This is a genomic window from Nocardioides sp. LHG3406-4, from assembly GCF_049897745.1.
In the GTDB taxonomy this organism is placed as follows: domain Bacteria; phylum Actinomycetota; class Actinomycetes; order Propionibacteriales; family Nocardioidaceae; genus Nocardioides.
The window spans coordinates 94,068-112,891 of record NZ_JAFCWV010000005.1 but is presented as its reverse complement, the minus strand read 5'-3'; the positions used below and the strand labels follow the sequence as shown (position 1 = coordinate 112,891).

General features: G+C 71.4%; 19 protein-coding genes. 11 read left to right on the top strand and 8 right to left on the bottom strand.

The window, feature by feature from the left end; translation table 11 throughout:
• Nucleotides 1-15 precede the first annotated feature (15 nt).
• The 5 genes from ACP7BP_RS17370 to kynA all read right to left on the bottom strand — a co-directional run bounded on the left by ACP7BP_RS17370 (nt 16) and on the right by kynA (nt 6,040).
• The gene (locus tag ACP7BP_RS17370) at nt 16-1,722 is read right to left on the bottom strand and encodes a glycosyltransferase family 2 protein (RefSeq protein ID WP_426246394.1); all 1,707 of its coding nucleotides are present in this window, start codon (nt 1,720-1,722) and stop codon (nt 16-18) included.
• 4 nt (nt 1,723-1,726) lie between these two features.
• Nucleotides 1,727-2,683, bottom strand: coding sequence for a methyltransferase domain-containing protein (locus ACP7BP_RS17365; protein WP_426246393.1), 957 nt, complete (start codon nt 2,681-2,683; stop codon nt 1,727-1,729).
• A 149-nt stretch (nt 2,684-2,832) separates the two neighbouring features.
• The gene (locus ACP7BP_RS17360; protein WP_426246392.1) at nt 2,833-3,531 is read right to left on the bottom strand and encodes a TetR/AcrR family transcriptional regulator; all 699 of its coding nucleotides are present in this window, start codon (nt 3,529-3,531) and stop codon (nt 2,833-2,835) included.
• 76 nt (nt 3,532-3,607) lie between these two features.
• Entirely contained in the window at nt 3,608-5,146 is a 1,539-nt protein-coding gene (locus ACP7BP_RS17355) for an ATP-dependent DNA ligase (RefSeq protein WP_426246390.1), read from the bottom strand.
• 39 nt (nt 5,147-5,185) lie between these two features.
• Nucleotides 5,186-6,040, bottom strand: a complete 855-nt coding sequence (gene kynA / locus ACP7BP_RS17350; RefSeq protein WP_426246388.1) for a tryptophan 2,3-dioxygenase — start codon at nt 6,038-6,040, stop codon at nt 5,186-5,188.
• A gap of 58 nt (nt 6,041-6,098) precedes the next feature.
• On the opposite strand from kynA, the gene ACP7BP_RS17345 reads away from it, so the two are divergent.
• A complete protein-coding gene (locus tag ACP7BP_RS17345; protein ID WP_426246763.1) occupies nt 6,099-7,040 on the top strand; it encodes a DNA-3-methyladenine glycosylase family protein in 942 nt (313 codons plus the stop codon).
• Here the strand turns inward: ACP7BP_RS17345 and ACP7BP_RS17340 are convergent, their stop codons facing one another.
• Nucleotides 7,041-8,300 (bottom strand): phospholipase D-like domain-containing protein, encoded by a 1,260-nt coding sequence (locus ACP7BP_RS17340; RefSeq protein ID WP_426246387.1) that lies wholly within the window; start codon nt 8,298-8,300, stop codon nt 7,041-7,043.
• 52 nt (nt 8,301-8,352) lie between these two features.
• On the opposite strand from ACP7BP_RS17340, the gene ACP7BP_RS17335 reads away from it, so the two are divergent.
• Genes ACP7BP_RS17335 through ACP7BP_RS17310 form a run of 6 tightly spaced genes read left to right on the top strand, consistent with a single transcriptional unit; the run spans nt 8,353 to nt 13,145 of the window.
• The gene (locus ACP7BP_RS17335) at nt 8,353-8,754 is read left to right on the top strand and encodes a hypothetical protein (RefSeq protein WP_426246386.1); all 402 of its coding nucleotides are present in this window, start codon (nt 8,353-8,355) and stop codon (nt 8,752-8,754) included.
• Between the two features lie 57 nt (nt 8,755-8,811).
• On the top strand, nt 8,812-10,950 hold the full coding sequence (uvrB, locus tag ACP7BP_RS17330; protein WP_426246384.1) for an excinuclease ABC subunit UvrB: 2,139 nt from the start codon (nt 8,812-8,814) through the stop codon (nt 10,948-10,950).
• Nucleotides 10,947-11,405 carry a VOC family protein gene (locus tag ACP7BP_RS17325; protein ID WP_426246383.1) on the top strand — a complete coding sequence of 153 codons (459 nt, stop codon included), beginning with the start codon at nt 10,947-10,949 and terminating at the stop codon, nt 11,403-11,405. Before uvrB ends, ACP7BP_RS17325 begins: the two co-directional genes overlap by 4 nt.
• 23 nt (nt 11,406-11,428) lie before the next feature.
• A complete protein-coding gene (locus ACP7BP_RS17320; protein ID WP_426246381.1) occupies nt 11,429-12,097 on the top strand; it encodes a Pr6Pr family membrane protein in 669 nt (222 codons plus the stop codon).
• Entirely contained in the window at nt 12,094-12,660 is a 567-nt protein-coding gene (locus ACP7BP_RS17315) for a hemerythrin domain-containing protein (protein WP_426246379.1), read from the top strand. The genes ACP7BP_RS17320 and ACP7BP_RS17315 overlap by 4 nt, the downstream gene beginning before the upstream one ends.
• Complete coding sequence (locus tag ACP7BP_RS17310) at nt 12,657-13,145, top strand: hypothetical protein (protein ID WP_426246377.1); 489 nt, start codon at nt 12,657-12,659, stop codon at nt 13,143-13,145. Before ACP7BP_RS17315 ends, ACP7BP_RS17310 begins: the two co-directional genes overlap by 4 nt.
• A 13-nt stretch (nt 13,146-13,158) precedes the next feature.
• Here ACP7BP_RS17310 and ACP7BP_RS17305 read toward each other — a convergent pair whose 3' ends face one another.
• Entirely contained in the window at nt 13,159-13,830 is a 672-nt protein-coding gene (locus ACP7BP_RS17305) for an ion channel (protein WP_426246376.1), read from the bottom strand.
• A gap of 71 nt (nt 13,831-13,901) precedes the next feature.
• On the opposite strand from ACP7BP_RS17305, the gene ACP7BP_RS17300 reads away from it, so the two are divergent.
• From ACP7BP_RS17300 to ACP7BP_RS17285, 4 genes are all read left to right on the top strand, one after another.
• Complete coding sequence (locus ACP7BP_RS17300; protein WP_426246374.1) at nt 13,902-14,879, top strand: NAD(P)/FAD-dependent oxidoreductase; 978 nt, start codon at nt 13,902-13,904, stop codon at nt 14,877-14,879.
• Between the two features lie 97 nt (nt 14,880-14,976).
• A complete protein-coding gene (locus ACP7BP_RS17295; RefSeq protein WP_426246373.1) occupies nt 14,977-16,233 on the top strand; it encodes a glycosyltransferase family 4 protein in 1,257 nt (418 codons plus the stop codon).
• Nucleotides 16,220-16,948 (top strand): class I SAM-dependent methyltransferase, encoded by a 729-nt coding sequence (locus ACP7BP_RS17290; protein WP_426246372.1) that lies wholly within the window; start codon nt 16,220-16,222, stop codon nt 16,946-16,948. The genes ACP7BP_RS17295 and ACP7BP_RS17290 overlap by 14 nt, the downstream gene beginning before the upstream one ends.
• Before the next feature lies 1 nt (nt 16,949).
• On the top strand, nt 16,950-18,050 hold the full coding sequence (locus tag ACP7BP_RS17285; protein WP_426246371.1) for a prenyltransferase: 1,101 nt from the start codon (nt 16,950-16,952) through the stop codon (nt 18,048-18,050).
• On the opposite strand, the gene ACP7BP_RS17280 is transcribed toward ACP7BP_RS17285, so the two are convergent.
• Nucleotides 18,021-18,686 (bottom strand): class I SAM-dependent methyltransferase, encoded by a 666-nt coding sequence (locus ACP7BP_RS17280; RefSeq protein ID WP_426246369.1) that lies wholly within the window; start codon nt 18,684-18,686, stop codon nt 18,021-18,023. The genes ACP7BP_RS17285 and ACP7BP_RS17280 overlap by 30 nt on opposite strands.
• Between the last annotated feature and the right edge of the window lie 138 nt (nt 18,687-18,824).

Below are 18,824 nucleotides of genomic sequence, written 5' to 3'. Positions count from 1 at the left end.
TCAGGCGGCTGCCGGTCAGGCGCGGCGCTTCGCCGGCTTGCGACCGGCCTGGCGGCCCGTGAGCCGTGGACCACGCTCCGCGCCCGCGACGCGAACCCCGACCCGGGCGTCGACGCCGCTGCGGCCGACCTTGCCGGTCGCCACCCCGGTGATCGGCACCGGCCGGCTCGCGGGCAGGTAGGGGTCGTGTGAGGGGTTGCCCCACCGGGCTACGGCGGCAGCCTTCTCCCAGGCCTCGACGACCCGCTCCCGGGTGCGCGACTCGAAGTGGAAGAGCTCGGCCGTGGCCACCCACACGATGCGGTAGCCCAGGCTGCGCGTCTTGTAGCAGAGGTCGACGTCGTTGAAGTTCAGCGGCAGCGACTCGGCGAAGCCGCCCACCTCGAAGAACGTCTCACGGCGCATGGCCGAGCAGGCGGCGGTGACCCCGCTGGCCTCGCGGTTGATCTTCAGCGCGCCGAAACGCCCGGCTGACGCGCCGGGCTCCCCGATGAACGGGTGGAGGTACTGGCCCACGTTGTAGGAGTGCCCGGCGTGCTGGATCGTGGTGTTGCTGAAGTACAGCTTGGCGCCGGTCATGCCCACGTCGGGCTCGTCGAGCGGCCCGACCAGGTCCTCGAGCCAGCGGTCGGAGCGCACGGACACGTCGTCGTTGAGGAACACCAGCCGCTGGCCCGTGGCCGCGAGGACGCCGAGGTTCATCTTGCGGCTGTAGTTGAACGGCTCGGTGAACTTCACCAGCCGGAGCCGGTCGCCGGCGACCTCGCGCAGGTCGCGCAGCACCGACTCGGGGGTGGGCGGGTCGTAGACGACGACGATCTCGAAGCTGGGATGGCGGGTCTTCTCCATCACGGTGCGCACGGCCTCGAGCACGAACACGCGCTCGGCGCCCCAGATCATCCCGCTCTTGCCGATGGTGGGGATGACCAGGCTGACCGTCAGGTCCGGGTCGAGGTCGCGGTGCAGGGTGTAGAGACCGGGGTGCTCCCCGAAGCCGGCGGTGGCGGCGAGGCCGAGCCGGTCGAGGTGGTCCTGCACGGCCTGCTTGCCGGCGACCCAGGCGTAGGGCTTCGCGTCGGCGCTCTCCGCGGCCGACCCGGGGATGATCCGCCAGTGGTAGAGGATCTCCGGGATGTGTACGACGCGGCGCGCCCTCTCGGTCACGCGCAGGATGAGGTCGTGGTCCTGCGAGCCGTCGTACCCCTCGCGGAACCCGCCGACCTCGCGCACCAGGGCGGTGCGGGCCACGGAGAGGTGCGAGGTGTACATCTGGCCGCGCAGTCGCTCGGGTGACCACGTCGGCTTCAGGAACGTGTCGTAGAACGTGCCCTCGTCGTCGATCTTGTCCTCGTCGGAGTACAGGTAGTCGACGTCGTCGTGGTCGGCGATGCGCTCGGCGTTGCGGGCCAGCGCCGTGGGCGTGAGCAGGTCGTCGTGGTCGAGCATCGCCAGGAAGGTGCCGCGCGCGGCCGCGACCGCGTCGTTGCTCGCGGCGACGATGTGCCCGTTGGTCTCGCGCTCGATCACGCGGATCCGCGGGTCCTTCGCAGCGTAGGCGCGCAGCAGCTCGCGGACACCGGGGTCGGGCGAGCAGTCGTCGACCAGGATGAGCTCCCAGCCGTCGTACTCCTGGTCCAGCACCGACTCGATGGTGTCGGTGAGCACGTCGAGCGGCGGGTTGTAGACGGGCGTGATGATCGAGAACAGCGGGGCGTCGGTCATCGGGTCACCGCTTGGCGCGCCGGGAACCGGTCAGCAAGGTGCCGATCCTCCAGGCTCGCGACCCGGTCATCGCGGCGAGCTTGCGCTCGGCGCGGGTCGCGCGTCGCCGCGTCGTGTGCAGGCGGTCGCGGAGCTTCTTCGAGCGCTCCTGGGTCGCGATCAGCCGCTTGTTGAGCCGCTCCACCTGGGACTGCAGCTGGGCGGCCTCCGCCTCCAGGCCGATGATGTGGTCTCGCGTGGTCAGCACCTGGTGCTGGGCCCGGGTGAGCTGGTCGGTGAGGTCGGCGTGCCGCTGGCTGGTCTGGCCGTCGGCGGCGGCCAGCGCGGCGCGCTTCTCCCGCACCTCGGCCTCCAGCGAGCCCAGCGACATCTCGTAGCGGTGGACGATGTCGCGCGGCTGCAGGTCGGCCCGCTCGAAGAGCGTCGTCCACGGGGTCCAGAAGTCGAGGGTGACGTCGGTACGACGGAAGAACCCCCGCTCCGCGAACGCCGCCATCCAGTCGGACGGCGCGAACAGGCTGGCGTGCGCCGAGCCGGCACCGGGGGTGGCGGCGAAGACGATGCGGTCGGTCGCCGCGCAGATCGAGTCGAGGCCGGCCTGGGCATCGGCCGGGTCGAGGGCGGCGAGCACGTCGAGGCAGGTGACCACGTCGTAGCGGCCGCCGAGAGGCTTGGTGGGCGAGGCGACCTCGAGCCGGGGGCGTACGTCGACGGGGGCCGCGGAGATCTTGTCGTCGGACTCGTCGATGCCGTGCGCGTCGACGCCCTTGTCCGCGAGTGCCTGCACCAGCAGGCCCCGGCCGCAGCCGACGACCAGGACCGTCTCTGGGTTGGCGATCGCGATGATCCGGTCGGCGAGCAGGCGGCTGAGGTGCCGGGCGCGGTCGACGTTCGACTCGGTGTCGGATGCCGCGTCGCTCGAGGTCGACCCGGTCGGAGCGGATACTTCCTGTGAGGTCATCACACACGTTCCCCTAGTCGGCCCCCAGCGCAGAGGACACGCCCCGTTCGCTGCCATCGATGCGTTGTGGACTTTATCCCATCGAAGGGCCGCGTCCCGGGCACCGCCCCGTAGGGCGCAAGGGTGTGCGTGCGGCTCATGACGCCTCCTCAGCTTCTGTGGGTGGCCAGTGCGAGCGCCGACGCCACGAGAAATTCCCTGACCTGGTCCGGTGAGCTGGAGGCGATGGTCGGCACCCCGGGCGCGGCCTCCATCACCAGGATGCCGACGCGGGCGAGCTGCAGCGTGCCCAGCCCGCTGGCGTAGAGCATGTTCGCCAGCACGACCGGGTCCTTCACCGTGAACTCGCCCGAGGCGACGCCCGCCTGGAGCTGGGTCGACAGCACGGCCAGGCAGCCGGACATGCTGCGGCCCAGCCGGTACATCGCTCCCTCGCTGATCTCCTGGAGGAGCTCGGGACCGGTGCGGCGCATCAGGGACTGGGCGCAGTCGACGAACGCGGGGTGGGCGATGCCGTAGTCGACGAACGCCGACACCAGGGCCGCGAGGCGATCGGTGGGGGTGCCGGGGGACTCCGCGGCACGCACCAGCTGGCGGCGGAGCTCGTCGAGGTATCCGACCAGGGTGAGCGCGAAGAGCTCCTCCTTGCCGGTGAAGTGGCGGTAGACGATCGCGCGGTTGATGCCGACCGCACGCGCGATGTCCTCGATCTGCGCGTCGCGGACGCCGCGCTCGTCGAAGAGGGCCCGCGTGGCTGCGAGGATCTCGCGCTCCCGCTGGCGACGTCGGGCGGCTGCCGCCGACCGGCGTCCGTCGGTGCCGCCCTCCCGAGCCGCGGTGATGGCCATGACCCGAGTGTAGGTGTTGTGCAACACCGTGTGGCACAGGCGTGACACGCGTGTGACAGCGTCCCCTCAGGCTTGGTCAGGCCTCGTCGACCACCTGACCGGGCAGCATCGCGCGCACCGTCTCGATGGTGTCTGCCTCGTCGGGCCGCTTGTCGTCGCGGTAGCGCACGACGCGGGCGAACCGGAGCGCGACGCCGCCGGGGTAGCGGGTCGAGCGCTGCACGCCGTCGAGCGCGATCTCGACGACCTGCTCGGGACGCACCGTCACCACGTGGTCTGAGCGTCCGGTCTCGAGCTCCTGGAAGCGCGTGGTCTGCCACGCCAGCATCTCGTCCGTCATCCCCTTGAACGTCTTGCCCACCATCACGAGGTCACCGGACTCGGGGTCCCGGGCGCCCATGTGGATGTTGGAGAGCCAGCCCCGGCGTCGCCCGGAGCCCCACTCGACCGCGAGGACGACCAGGTCGAGGGTGTGCACGGGCTTCACCTTCACCCACGAGGAGCCGCGCCGCCCGGCGTCGTACGGCGCGCGGAGGTCCTTGACGACGACCCCCTCGTGGCCGTCGGCCAGCACGCCGGCCACGAACACGGCGGCGGCGTCGGCGTCGTCGGTGACCAGCCGGCGGGTGCGGTGGGCCTCGGGCACCAGCTCGTCGAGGAGCCTGAGGCGGGTCTCGGCCGCCTCGTCGACGAGGTCGCGCCCGTCGAGGTGGAGCAGGTCGAAGAAGTACGGCGTGAGCGCCTCGCCCTCGCTGCTGGCGGTGCGGGACGCGGTGTCCTGGAAGGCGTGCGGTCGGCCCTGCTCGTCGAGGCGCAGCACCTCCCCGTCGAGGATGAAGCGCCGCGCCGGCAGCGACCTCGCCACGGTGACCACCTCGGGCAGCCGAGCCGTGATGTCGTCGAGCGAGCGGGTGACGGCGATGATCTCGTCGCCGTCGCGGTGCACCTGGATGCGGATGCCGTCGAGCTTGGTGTCGATGGCGACCGCCAGGCCCGGCGCGGCCTTGGCCATCGCCGCCTCGACGTCGGGGGCGCTGGAGGCGAGCATCGGCAGCACGGGCCGGCCCACGGTGAGGGTGAAGGCGTCGAGCGCCTCGGCCCCGCCGGTGAGCGCGGCGCGCACCACGGGCACGGTGGCGCCGGCCATCATGGCCGCGCGTCGCACCTGCGTCACGGGCAGCCCGGCGGCCGCCGCCACCGCGTCCTGGAGGAGTGCGTCGAGGGCGCCCTGGCGGACCTCCCCGGTGACGAGGGAGCGGAGCCACGACTGCTCCTCGGCCGTCGCGCGACCGAAGAGCTCGGCGACGGCGCCCGCGCGGGCGGCCTGGGACCCGGCACCGGCGATGACCGAGAGCGCCTCGAAGGCGCTGTGCACCTCGCCGACGGTCAGGGTCGGCTCGGGGGCGGGCTCGGGCAGGGACTGCAGGCCACGCCACCCCAGGCCCGTGCGCCGCTGCCGGAGACTGCCCGAGAGATAGGCCGCGACCGTCTCGACCTCGTCGGGGTCGTCGTGGTCGACGCGTGCCAGCGTCGCGGACAGTGCCTCCACCTTGGCCTTGCGCGAGCGGGTGGCAGCCACGGTGCGGGAGGTCTCGACCACGTCGTGCAGCAGCATGGCGCCATTCAACCGCGCCCCGCCGACAACGCCTGCGCGTCAGTCGCCGACGCGCGTGCGCACCTCGAACAGCTCGGGGAAGAAGGTGAGGTCGAGGGCCCGGCGCAGGAAGTCGACTCCCGAGGAGCCCCCCGTGCCAATCTTGTGGCCGATGGTGCGCGACACCACCTGGAGGTGCCGGAAGCGCCACAGCTGGAAGTTGTCCTCGAGGTCGACCAGCTCCTCGCAGGTCTCGTAGATGCCCCAGTGCTCGTGGGGAGCCGCGTAGACGCGGGCGAAGACGTCGACGAGCTGCGGGTTCGAGCGGTAGGGCTGGGACCAGTCGCGGTCGAGCAGCTCGGCGGGGACGGCGTACCCGCGGCGGGCGAGCAGGGCGAGGTACTCGTCGTAGAGCGAGCGCTCGTGCAGCAGCGTCTGCAGCTCGGCCCGGGCGGTGGGGTCGTGGGCGAAGACCTTCACCATGTCGGCGTTCTTGTTGCCGAGCAGGAACTCGACCTCGCGGTACTGCGCCGACTGGAAGCCCGACGACGTGGCCAGGAAGGGCCGGATCTCGGCGTACTCGCTGGGGGTCAACGTGGCCAGCACCGACCACTGGTCGGTGAGCGTGTGCTGGATGTGCTTGACCCGGGCGAGCCGCTTGAGGGCGGGGGACAGGTCGTCGCCGCGCAGCAGGTCACGAGCCGAGCGCAGCTCGTGGACCATCAGCTTGAGCCAGAGCTCGGAGGTCTGGTGCTGGATGATGAACAGCAGCTCGTCGTGCTGCGGCGGCTCCGACTGCGGCTCCTGGGCCGAGAGCAGGAGGTCGAGCCGCAGGTAGTCGCCGTAGGACATGTCGCGGCTGAAGTCGCGCTGGATGCCCTCTTCGAGCTCGCGGTGGCTCTTCTCCTCGCCCATGGGTGCGAACCTACCGCCGGGACTCCTGTCGGGGGCAACGACTAGCGTCGGGCAGGTGATGGGAGCCACGCGGACCTGGCGGCCCGGGTGGGCGTGCCCGGCGGGCCAGATCCTGCTGCAGCAGCGCCGCGGCCCCCACGACCCGACCTACCGCATCGACGCGGCCGGCCGGCACTGGCGCGGCATCGGGACGCCCGAGGGCCCGGCCACCCTCTGCATCGAGCCACGCCCCGCCGCCGCCGAGGTGTACGCCGAGGCGTGGGGCCCCGGGGCCGCGTGGGCCCTCCACGGCGTACCCGACCTGCTGGGCGCCGCCGACGACGTCGCCGGCTTCGAGCCCCGGCACCCCGTCGTCGCGGAGGCCTGGCGCCGGCACCCGCACTGGCGGTTGGGCCGCTCCGGGCTCGTGATGGAGGCACTGGTGCCCACGATCGTCGAGCAGCGGGTGACCGGCCAGGAGGCGTTCTCAGGGTTCCGGATGCTGGTGCAGCGCTTCGGCGAGCACGCCCCCGGCCCCGGCGCGGACCTGGGCCTGCGCGTGCAGCCCAGCGCCGAGGTGCTGCGGGCGATCCCCAGCTGGGCCTGGCTGCAGGCGCACATCGACCCGGCCCGTTCGAGGACGATCGTGCAGGCCGCCCGGGTGGCCGGGTCGATCGAGCGCCTCGCCGGGCTGGACTGCGCCGAGGTCGACAGGCGCCTGCGCTCGCTTCCGGGCGTCGGGGTGTGGAGCAGCGCCGAGGTGCGCCAGCACGCGTGCGGCGACGCCGACGCGGTCAGCTTCGGCGACTACCACGTGGCGAAGGACGTGGGCCACGTGCTGACCGGCGCGGAGTTCGACGACGCCCAGCTCGAGGAGTTCCTCGAGCCGTGGCGACCCCACCGTGGCCGGGTGCCCGCGCTGCTCGGGATGGCCCGGCTGTCGAGGCCGCGCCACGGGCCGCGGATGGCCCCGCGTACCCACCTGCCCGCACGTACGCCCGGTCACCGCCGGGCGCGCTGATCAGAGCAGCGGCCGCAGCGGGGCCAGGAAGCTCTCGGTGAACTTGCGGTGGAGGTCGCGTGCCTCCCACTCGCCGATGGTGAGCTCGAGGCAGTTGTCCTGGTCGGTCAGGAAGATCTGCTCGAGCGCGCTGGCCATGTCGGGATCGATGATCTCGACGTTGATCTCGTAGTTGCCCTGCAGGCTCAGGCGGTCGATGTTCGCGGTGCCGACGGTCGACCAGCTGCCGTCGATGGTCGACGTCTTGGCGTGCACCATCGCGTCGCGGAAGCGGAAGATGCGCACGCCGGCCTCGAGCAGCTGCGAGAAGTAGCCGCGGGAGATCCAGTCGGCGACGATGTGGTTGGACTTCAGCGGCAGCAGCAGGCGTACGTCGACCCCGCGCCGGGCCGCGTCCTTGAGGGAGTCGACGAAGTCCTGGTCGGGCAGGAAGTAGGCGTGCGTCATCCAGATGTTGCCGGTGGCCCGGTTGATCGCCTCGAGGTACATCGACCGGATCGGGAACATCCACAGCCGCGGCACGTTGCGGGCGAAGCGGATCCGGGGCTCCCACTGGGAGGCCGTCTCCAGGAGCAGCGGCCGCCCGGAGTGGCCGATCCGGCGCCGCCGGTTGAGGTTCCACATGTCCGCGAACGCGCGCTTGAGGTCCCAGACCCCCTGGCCCGTGATGCGCACGTGCGTGTCGCGCCACTCCGTGGCGTACGGCGTCCCGATGTTGTAGCCGCCCACGAAGCCGACCTCCTCGTCCACGACGAGGATCTTGCGGTGGTCGCGGCCGTAGCGCCGCAGCTCCCAGAAGCGCAGGCCCGCGGCGTACACCGGGTAGCGGAGCACCTTGATGGAGGAGGGGAAGTGCTTGAAGCGCGGGGACACGACGAGGTTGGCGAAGGCGTCGTAGATGCAGTAGACCTCCACCCCGCGGTCGGCCGCCGAGGCCAGCGCCTGCTTGAACGCCTCGCCGATCTCGTCGCCCTTCCAGATGTAGGTCTCGAACAGGACCTGCTTCCTCGCTGCGTCGATCGCCGCGAGCATGTCGTCGTACAGGTCCTGGCCGTAGGTGTACGTCGTCACGGTGCCGTCGCCGATCGCGACCGTCTTCGGTGCGGTGGTCGGGAACGGCTTGGGCTTCTTGCCGCGGCGCCGGTAGGAGTCGACCAGGGACATCCCGACCGCGAGGGCGAGCTGGACCCCCAGGAACGTGAAGAGCGTGCGCCGCAGGATCCGCAGCACGCGCTCGGTCGGGGTCGGCGGTCGGCTCACGCGGTCAATCTAGTGCGACCTCGGGCACGCGGCACCGGCTAGGGTCCTGCGCATGTCGATGCGCGTCCCGGCCCTCGCCTTCCTCGTCCTCGCCCTGCTCGCGCCGGTCCCGGCGGTCGCCGCAGACCGAGCGCCCAGCCTCGCTGAAGTCCGCTCGATCCGCGCCCAGGCCTTGAAGGCGTGCGGCCAGGACACCTGCAAGTTCATCGGGGCCCGGGTCTCGACGCCCAACACGCGCTTCGCGTGGGCCGACGTCGCGACCGACGGCTTCTCGGGTGTCCTGCTGAAGCGCAAGCCGGGCACGCACCGGTTCCGTGTCGTCGGCTGGCAGGGCGGCGGGATCGGGGAGTGCTCCTACTGGCGCGACCTCGCGCCCGCCCGGGTGCTGCGCGATCTGAAGGTCTTCGGCCTGGTGGGGTCGACCGGTCAGGTGCGCAACTGCGGTCGCACCTGATGAGGCGGGGGTCACGGTCCCTTCGGACTGTCGGTGGCCCCGTCTAGGCTCGCAGGCATGCGACCAGTCACCGATCTCGAGCGCCGGGTGGCGCCGTTCAAGGTCGTCTCCGACTACCAGCCGTCGGGCGACCAGCCCGCCGCGATCAAGGAGATCACCGAGCGCATCAACGCCGGCACCCAGGACGTCGTGCTGCTGGGTGCCACGGGCACCGGCAAGACGGCGACCGTGGCGTGGGTGGCGGAGCAGGTCCAGCGGCCGATGCTCGTGATGCAGCCCAACAAGACGCTCGCCGCGCAGTTCGCCAACGAGCTCCGCCAGCTCTTCCCGCACAACGCGATCGAGTACTTCGTCTCCTACTACGACTACTACCAGCCCGAGGCCTACGTCCCGCAGACCGACACCTACATCGAGAAGGACTCCTCCATCAACGAGGAGGTCGAGCGGCTGCGGCACTCGGCGACCAACTCCCTTCTCACCCGGCGCGACGTCATCGTGGTCTCCACCGTCTCGTGCATCTACGGCCTCGGCACCCCGCAGGAGTACGTCGACCGGATGCTCCGGCTCAAGGTCGGCGAGGAGCACGACCGCGACTCGATCCTGCGCCGCCTGGTCGAGATCCAGTACACCCGCAACGACATGTCGTTCACCCGCGGCACGTTCCGGGTCCGCGGTGACACCCTCGAGATCTTCCCGGTCTACGAGGAGCTCGCCGTGCGCATCGAGTTCTTCGGCGACGAGATCGAGCGTCTGATGACGCTCCACCCGATCACCGGCGAGGTGCTCACCGAGGACTCCGAGCTCCACGTCTTCCCGGCCACCCACTACGTCGCCGGCCCGGAGCGGATGGAGCGCGCGGTCAAGGGCATCGAGCTCGAGCTGGAGGACCAGCTGGCGACGTTCGAGCGCCAGGGGAAGCTGCTCGAGGCCCAGCGGCTGCGGATGCGCACCACCTACGACGTCGAGATGATGCGGCAGGTCGGCTCCTGCTCCGGCATCGAGAACTACTCCATGCACATCGACGGCCGTCGTCCCGGCTCCGCGCCGAACTGCCTGCTCGACTACTTTCCCGAGGACTTCGTCCTCGTCGTCGACGAGTCGCACGTCGCGGTGCCGCAGATCGGTGGCATGTACGAAGGCGACATGTCGCGCAAGCGCAACCTCGTCGACCACGGCTTCCGGCTGCCCAGCGCGATGGACAACCGCCCGCTGAAGTTCGAGGAGTTCCTCGACCGCATCGGCCAGACGATCTACCTCTCGGCGACCCCGGGCAACTACGAGCTCGACAAGGTCAGCTCCGGTGGCGGGGAGCCCGACGTCGTCGAGCAGATCATCCGGCCGACGGGCCTGATCGACCCCGAGGTCGTCGTCAAGCCGACCAAGGGGCAGATCGACGACCTCATCCACGAGATCCGGATCCGCGCCGAGAAGTCCGAGCGGGTGCTGGTCACGACGCTCACGAAGAAGATGTCGGAGGACCTCACCGACTACCTCCTCGACGCCGGCATCCGCACCCGCTACCTCCACTCCGAGGTCGACACCCTGCGACGCATCGAGCTGCTGCGCGAGCTGCGGATGGGCGAGTACGACGTCTTGGTCGGCATCAACCTGCTGCGCGAGGGCCTCGACCTGCCCGAGGTCTCGCTGGTCGCGATCCTCGACGCCGACAAGGAGGGCTTCCTGCGCTCCGACAAGTCCCTGATCCAGACGATCGGCCGAGCCGCGCGCAACGTGTCGGGCCAGGTGCACATGTACGCCGACAAGATCACGCCGTCGATGGCATCGGCGATCGACGAGACCAACCGGCGCCGTGCCAAGCAGGTGGCCTACAACACCGAGCGCGGGCTGGACCCGCAGCCGCTGCGGAAGAAGATCGCCGACATCACCGAGATGCTCGCCCGCGAGGACGAGAACACCCAGGCGCTCCTCCAGACCTGGGCCGACGTCGGGGTGAAGGGCCGTGCGGGCGGCGCGAAGCCGGGCAAGCAGCCGGTGCCCGGCCTCTCCAAGCTGCACCACGACGCGCCCGACACCGCGGGGATCCCGACCAGCGACCTGGCCGACCTGATCCAGGAGCTCACCACCCAGATGAAGAACGCCGCGGGCGAGCTGCAGTTCGAGGTGGCCGCACGGCTGCGTGACGAGATCTCGGACCTGAAGAAGGAGCTGAGGCAGATGATGGAGGCGACGAAGTGAGGACGAACGCCGACCACGCGCGTCGCGAGTTCCAAGTGACCTTCGACGCCGGCGACCCGGGTGCGCTGTGCGCGTTCTGGTGCGCGGTCCTCGGCTACGAGATCGACGCACCCCCGCCGGGGTTCGACACGTGGGACGCCGCGCTCGAGTCGTTCGGGGTGCCACCCGACCGGCGCAACGACGCGTCGGCCTGCCACGACCCCGACGGCTCCGGTCCGCGAGTGTTCTTCCAGCGGGTGCCGGAGGGCAAGTCCGCCAAGAACCGTGTCCACCTCGACGTCCGGGCCGCGCCCGGGCTCACGGGCGACAAGCGGATGTCGGCGCTCGAGGCCGAGTGCGAGCGCCTGGTCGCGCTGGGCGCGGCGCGTCTCGAGCGCCACGAGCCTGCCCCTCCGATGAGCCACGGCTTCATCGTGATGGCCGACCCGGAGGGCAACGAGTTCTGCCTCGACTGACCACCGGGCCCTAGGCTGCCGCCATGTCACAGCGGCCGGACCTGACCAGGCGGCTGCACGCCGCCGTCGCACTGCTGACCTTCGTCGCTCTCGTCTACCAGCTCTGGCTGGTCGTCCACGGCACCGCGATCCTGGCGGAGGGGGCGGCCCGACCGGAGCTGGGCACCAGGATCGTCCGGTTCTTCTCCTACTTCACCATCCAGGCCAACCTGCTGGTCCTGGTCACCTCAGCGGCAGTGGCGTGGGGGACCGACGTGTCGCGCGGCGGTTGGCGCGCGGTGCGGCTGTCCGCGCTCACCGGCATCACCGTCACTGCGGTCGTGCACTGGTTCGCCCTGCGGCCGATCCTCGACCTGTCCGGCGGCCCCTACGTCGCCGACAAGCTGGTGCACGTCGCGGTGCCGCTGGCTGCCGTCGCCGCCTGGCTGCTGGTGGGTCCGCACGGACTGGGCGGCTGGGGCCGCGTGGGCGGCGCGCTCGTCTGGCCGACGGCGTGGCTGGTCTACACGCTGGTGCGTGGCGGCATCACGGGCTGGTACCCCTACCCGTTCCTCGACGCCGACGACCTGGGAGCGTGGCGGACCACGGTAAACTGCGCCCTCGTGGCGCTGCTCCTCGCCGCGGTCGCTGCCGCGCTGCTCCTGGCGGACCGCCGTCTCAGCACTGCGGGACGCCCTAGGCTGACCGTATGAGTACTCCCATCGACCTTGGCATGCCGGTCTCCGGCGACGTGGTGGAGCTGATCCTCGACGACCACCGACGGTTCGAGACGTTGCTGCGCGACCTGCGCGACAGCAGCTCCGACCGCGACGCCGTACGTCACGCCTTCGCCACCCTGCACGTGGCCCACGCGGTGGCCGAGGAGCGTGAGGTCTACCCCAACCTGCGACGCAAGCACGCCATCGACAAGGGCGAGCAGGAGCACGGGGAGGAGGAGCACGCCGAGGGCAACGAGGCGCTCCTGGCCGTCCTGGAGCTCAAGGGCACCGACACGCAGGCCTTCGACGACGCCGTCGAGGAGCTCGCCAAGGTGGTCAACCACCACCTCACCGAGGAGGAGCTGACCATCCTCAACCCGGCGCGCGAGGACGTCTCCCAGCAGGTCCGCGACACGCTGGGGGAGGCGTTCGCCCGCGAGCGCAACGAGCAGGTTGCCCAGGACTGCGGCTCCATCGACAACGTGCGCAGGCTCGTCGCCGCGGCGCGTCGCGAGGGCCTGCTCGACGACGACGGGGACGGGGACGACGAGGAGTGAGCGACGGGGCACCCGACCGGCAGACGCCCGAGCACCGGCGTCCCGAAGGTGTGTCCGACCGGACCGTGTCGGCGCTGGGCAAGCTGTCGGAGGCGCTCGAGGTCGTCGAGGAGGCGCGGGGGCACCTCTACGCCTTCCACCGTCGCTGCGGCACCGCTGACCTGACCCTGGGCGAGGCGGTCGACGAGCTCCGCGCCGCCGGGCACGACGAGCTCGCCGACCGGATCGCGCACGAGCTCATCGGTCGCAACGTCCTCCGCGGCCGCTGGAGCTTCCAGGTCGTCGAGGAGTACGACGACGCCTACTGGTCGGCCTTCCGCGCACTCGAGCAGGAGGCCCGCGACCAGCTCGTCGGCGGCCGGCGGCACCTGTTCGAGGCCGAGATGAAGGAGGACCGGCGTACCCCGGGGGCACCCCACCAGCAGGCCGTGCCCGACGACGGGAGCGCCCAGGGCGGGCCTCCGTCGGACTCACCGGGGCGCTAGCCCAACCGGTCGGTCAGGAGTCGTGCCGGTCGTGTCCCGCGGCGCGAGCCACGGTGAGGCCGACGAGCCGGGCGACGACGAGCGCGACGTAGAGCACGCCCACGACCTGCTCCACCATGACGACCGCGCGTGCGTGCCGCAGCACGGGCAGCACGTCGGAGAGGCCGACGCTGGTGAGGTTGGAGAAGCTGAGGAAGAGCAGCTCGTACCACCCCACGTCGGTGGCCGCCGTGAACGAGTCGGGCCACACGACCTGGACGCCGGAGAAGACGTAGGCGAAGCCCCAGGCGACGACCGTGAACGCGGCTCCCGTGGCGAACAGCTCGTCGCGGGTGACCCGGTCGTCGTCGAAGAGGTACTGGATCATCGCGTAGGAGACGTAGAAGTAGAACGGGGCGTGCCACAGCGCCGAGGTCAGCACGATCCAGTCGGTCGATGGCGCGAGGGCCTCCAGGACCGTCAGCACCATCGCGGGGGCGCCGAGGAGGACCGCCACCCACCGCAGCACGGGGGTGAGCCGGACCGCCCAGATGGCCGTCAGCACCAGGCCCATGCCGAAGACGCCGAGGATCGCGCGGCCCACCTCGTAGTCGTCGAGGAAGGGATAGATGAGCACGGAGACGAGCTGGCCGGCCAGGAGCACCGCCGACGGGTGCCGCACGAGCCAGGTCCAGTGTCGCTTCACGGCGCGAGTCTAGGGGCCCGCTTTCGGAACGGCTCTTGAGTGTCGACCGCTCGCACGCAAGGATCGCGGCCGTGACCGCCAACGAGCACGACACCGACCTCCTCGTCATCGGAGCGGGCCCGACGGGCCTGTTCGCCGCCTACTACGCGGGCTTCCGTGGGCTCCGGGTGGCGGTCGTCGACTCGCTGCCGGAGCTGGGGGGCCAGATCACGGCGATGTACCCCGAGAAGCAGATCCTCGACGTGGCCGGGTTCCCCAGCGTCAAGGGTCGCGACCTGGTCGAGGGGCTGGTCTCGCAGGCGGCCACTGCCGACCCGACCTACTTCCTCGACCGTACGGCGAGCACGCTCGAGCAGTCGGACTCCCAGGTCGTGGTCGGCCTCGACAACGGCACCCTGGTCACGGCCAAGGCGGTGCTGATCACGGCCGGCATCGGCAAGTTCAGCCCACGACCGCTGCCGGCCGGCGAGGGGTGGCTCGGACGCGGGATGGAGTTCTTCGTGCCCAGCTTCGCGCCGTACGCCGACAAGGATGTCGTCATCGTCGGTGGCGGGGACAGCGCGTTCGACTGGGCCCAGCACCTGGAGCCGGTGGCCCGCTCGGTCACGCTGGTGCACCGTCGGGAGGCGTTCCGGGCCCATCAGCGGACGGTCTCCGAGGTCCGTGCGTCGAGCGTCGAGATCATCACCAACGCGCAGGTCACCAAGCTGGTCGGCGACGGCCACGTGAGCGAGGTCGAGATCAGCGTCGACGGCGCCGAGCCCACCATGCGGCCGTGCCAGGCCGTGGTGGCGGCGCTCGGCTTCATCGCCGACCTCGGGGCCATCCAGCAGTGGGGCCTCGAGGTGGAGAAGCGCCACGTGGTGGTCGACCCCGCGATGCGCACCAGCCTGCCGAGGATCTTCGCGGCCGGTGACATCACCGAGTACCCGGGCAAGGTGCGGCTCATCGCGGTCGGCTTCGGCGAGGCGGCCACGGCCGTCAACAACGCCGCGGTGGTCATCGACCCGACAGCGCACGTCTTCCCCGGGCACTCCAGCGAGGCCTGACGCGGCCGGGGCGACCCGCTGGGCCGCCGCGGTGAGGACGTACACAACCGGCCGGTAACCTTGCCGCAGTCCCTGTCCGGTGAAAGAGAGTCCTCCGTTGCGCGTCGCACTCCTGTCCTACCGGAGCAAGCCACACTGCGGCGGCCAGGGCGTCTACGTCCGCCACCTCAGCCGTGAGCTGGTGGCGCTGGGGCATCAGGTCGAGGTGTTCTCGGGCCAGCCCTACCCCGACCTCGACGCCGGCGTCACGCTGACCAAGGTCCCGTCCCTCGACCTCTACCGCGAGCCGGACCCCTTCCGGGTGCCGAAGCTGCGGGAGTTCCGCGACCGCGTGGACGTGGAGGAGTTCCTCACCATGTGCCTGGCCGGCTTCCCGGAGCCGAAGACCTTCTCCACCCGCGTCCTGCGCCTGCTGGCCGACCGGGTCGACGACTTCGACGTCGTCCACGACAACCAGGTGCTCGGCTACGGCATGCTCGGGATCGAGAGGCTGGGGCTGCCGCTCATCACCACGGTGCACCACCCGATCACGTTCGACCGCCGCATCGACCTCGCCGCGGCGCCCACCTTCCGCAAGCGGCTGGCGCTGCGCCGGTGGTACGGCTTCCTGCGCATGCAGGGCAAGGTCGCCCGTGCGGCCCGCAGGATCCTCACGCCGTCGGAGTCGTCCCGCCGCGACATCGCCCGCGACTTCGGGGTGGATCCGGCCCGGATGCAGGTCGTCCTGCTCGGGGTCGACGACGTCTTCGTGCCGCCGACCGCGCCGCGGGTGCCCGGCCGCATCCTCGCGATGGCCAGCGCCGACGCGCCGATGAAGGGCATCGCCACGCTGCTCGAGGCCTTCGCCAAGCTGCGCACCGAGCGCGACGTCGAGCTCGTGCTCGTGACGCGACCAGAGCCCGGCGGACGCACGGAGCAGCTCATCGACAGCCTGGGCATCGTCGACTCCGTGCGCTTCGTGCACGGCGTCTCCGACGCGGAGCTGGTGGAGATCATGGGCTCCGCCGAGGTGGCGTGCGTGCCCTCGCTCTACGAGGGCTTCTCGCTGCCGACCGCCGAGCTGATGGCCTGTGCCACTTCACTGGTCGTGTCGCGCGCGGGCGCGATCCCGGAGGTCGTCGGCCCAGACGGCGAGTGCGCCGACCTCGTCACGCCGGGCGACGTGGGCGAGCTCGAGGTCGCGCTCAAGGGGCTGCTCGACGACCCGGAGCGCCGCGAGCGACTCGGCCGCGCCGGTCGCCGGCGGGTGCAGGAGCTGTTCAGCTGGCGAGCCGTCGCGGCCGCGACCGCCGCGGCGTACGACGAAGTGATCGCCGACTACCACCAGGGGGGACCGCACCGTGCTGACCGTTGACTTCGACCGACTGGGCCTGCGGGCGGGGGAGCGGGTGCTCGACATGGGCTGTGGCGCCGGGCGCCACGCGTTCGAGATGTACCGCCGCGGCGCCGACGTGGTCGCCTTCGACCAGGACGCCGACGAGCTGTCCGGTGTGCGTGAGCTCTTCGCTGCGATGCGCGAGGCCGGCGAGGTGCCCGCGGGCGCCGAGGCGGACGTCAAGGAGGGCGACGCGCTGCAGCTGCCCTTCGCCGACGGCGAGTTCGACCGGGTGGTGGCAGCGGAGGTGCTCGAGCACATCCCCGACGACCTCTCGGCGATCGCCGAGCTGGTGCGCGTGCTCCGCCCCGGCGGCACCCTCGCGGTCAGCGTGCCGCGCTGGCTGCCCGAGATCATCAACTGGAAGCTCTCCGCCGACTACCACAACGTCCCGGGCGGGCACATCCGCATCTACACCGACAAGGAGCTCGTCGACAAGGTCACCCGGGCCGGGCTGGAGTACGACGGAGTCGGCTACGCGCACGGACTGCACTCGCCGTACTGGTGGATCAAGTGCGCCGTCGGCGTCACCAACGACGACCACCCGCTCGCGAAGGCCTACCACCGCCTGCTGGTGTGGGAGATCATGAAGCAGCCCAGGGTGCTGCGCCTGGTCGGCAGGGTGCTCGACCCGGTCATCGGCAAGAGCATGGTGGTCTACTTCACCAAGCCCGAGAGCAGCCGTGCGGCCTGAGGTGCGTGCCTCGGTCCCCGGCGTCGAGGGCGTGCTCGCCCCGGCGGCGGTCGCCGCGACGGCGGCGTCGATCGCGGCCGTGCAGGAGCCGAGCGGTGCCGTGCCGTGGGCCGTCGGCCAGCACACCGACGTGTGGAACCACGTCGAGGCGGCGATGGCCCTCCTCGTCGGAGACCAGCCCGAGGCGTCCGACCGGGCTTTCGCGTGGGTGCCCACGATGCAGCGTGCCGACGGCTCCTTCCCGATGAGGATCGTCGCGGGTGCGGTCGAGGACGCGAGCGGGGAGACCAACATGTCGGCCTACCTCGCGGTCGGGGTCTGGCACAACTGGCTCGTGCGTGGCGACCTGGCGTTCGTCCGACGCTACTGGCCGACGGTGCGCCGGGCCCTCGACTGGGTGTGCTCGATGCAGCTGCCCTTCGGGGGCATCGCCTGGGCGCAGGAGTGGCGCGACGACCGGCCCGGCCCGGTCCACGAGCAGGCCCTGGTCGCCGGCTCCTCCAGCATCTACCAGGCCCTGCGCGCCGGCGTCGCGATCGCCGAGCTGCTCCACGACCCCCAGCCGGGCTGGGAGCTGGCGGGCGGCCGGCTGGGCCACGCACTCCGCGCCCACGAGGACCTGTTCCTCGACAAGAGCCGGTTCTCGATGGACTGGTACTACCCCGTGCTCGGCGGTGCCCTCACCGGTGCCGCAGCCCGCGCGCGCCTGGAGAGCCGCTGGGACGACTTCGTGGAGCCCGGCCTCGGCATCAGGTGCGTCTCGACCAACCCCTGGGTCACCGGCGCGGAGACGTGCGAGCTGGCGCTGGCCCTCGACGTCGCCGGCGAGCGCGGGAGAGCCCGGCTGCTGCTGGCCGACATGCAGCACCTGCGTGAGCGCGACGGCAGCTACTGGACCGGCTACGTCTTCCCCGACGACGTCAACTGGCCCGACGAGCACACGACCTACACCGCGGCCGCGGTGATCCTGGCCGCGGACGCGCTCGGTCACGGCACCGGAGGGTCCGGCGTCATGCGGGGGACGTCGCTGCCGGCCCCGTTCGCCGAGCTCGCGCTCGAGTGCGGCTGCGAGTCAGTCCAGCGGGTCGCCCGCGTCTCCTGAGGTCCGCTCCAGCACCCGCATCGAGCCCTGCGCCCCCACCTCCGCGAAGCAGCCGCTGCCCAGCGCGCGCAGGAACACGTCGTACGGCGGCCGCCCGCCGTCGGCGGGGTCCGGGAACACGTCGTGGATCGCCAGCATGCCCCCGCTCATCACCCAGGGTGCCCAGCCGGCGTAGTCGCCGTGCGCGTGCACCTCGGCGTGCCCGCCGTCGATGAACAGCAGGCTCAGCGGCGTACGCCAGTGCCGGCTGACCGTCGCGGACGCGCCCACCACGGCGACGACGTGATCCTCGAGCCCGGCCTGCGCGATGGCCCTGCGGAAGAACGGCAGGGTGTCCATCCGGCCGAGCTCCGGGTCGACGACGTCGGGGTCGTGGTGCTCCCAGCCGGCCTGGTTCTCCTCGCTGCCGCGGTGGTGGTCGACGGTGAAGACCGTGCCCCCGACCGCGCGGGCCGCGGCACCGAGGTACAGCGCCGACTTGCCGCAGTAGGTGCCCACCTCGAGCACCGGCCCGTGCGGCAGCCGCTCCAGGGCGACCCGGTGGAGGAGGAGCCCTTCGTCCTCCGGCATGAAGCCCTTCGTGGCTCGCACCAGCGCCATCAGCCCGTCGGGCAGGCGGGGGAGTGGATCGGTCACGGCTGCACGCTACTGGGCGACGACGGGACGACTGGAGCTCCACCGGTTTCGAGGCTCGAACACGACAGGGTCGCACTCGGGTTCCCACCTCGCATTGCGGGCTGCTTCGCAGCGCGTCGGGGGCGTTCCGCGATCCGC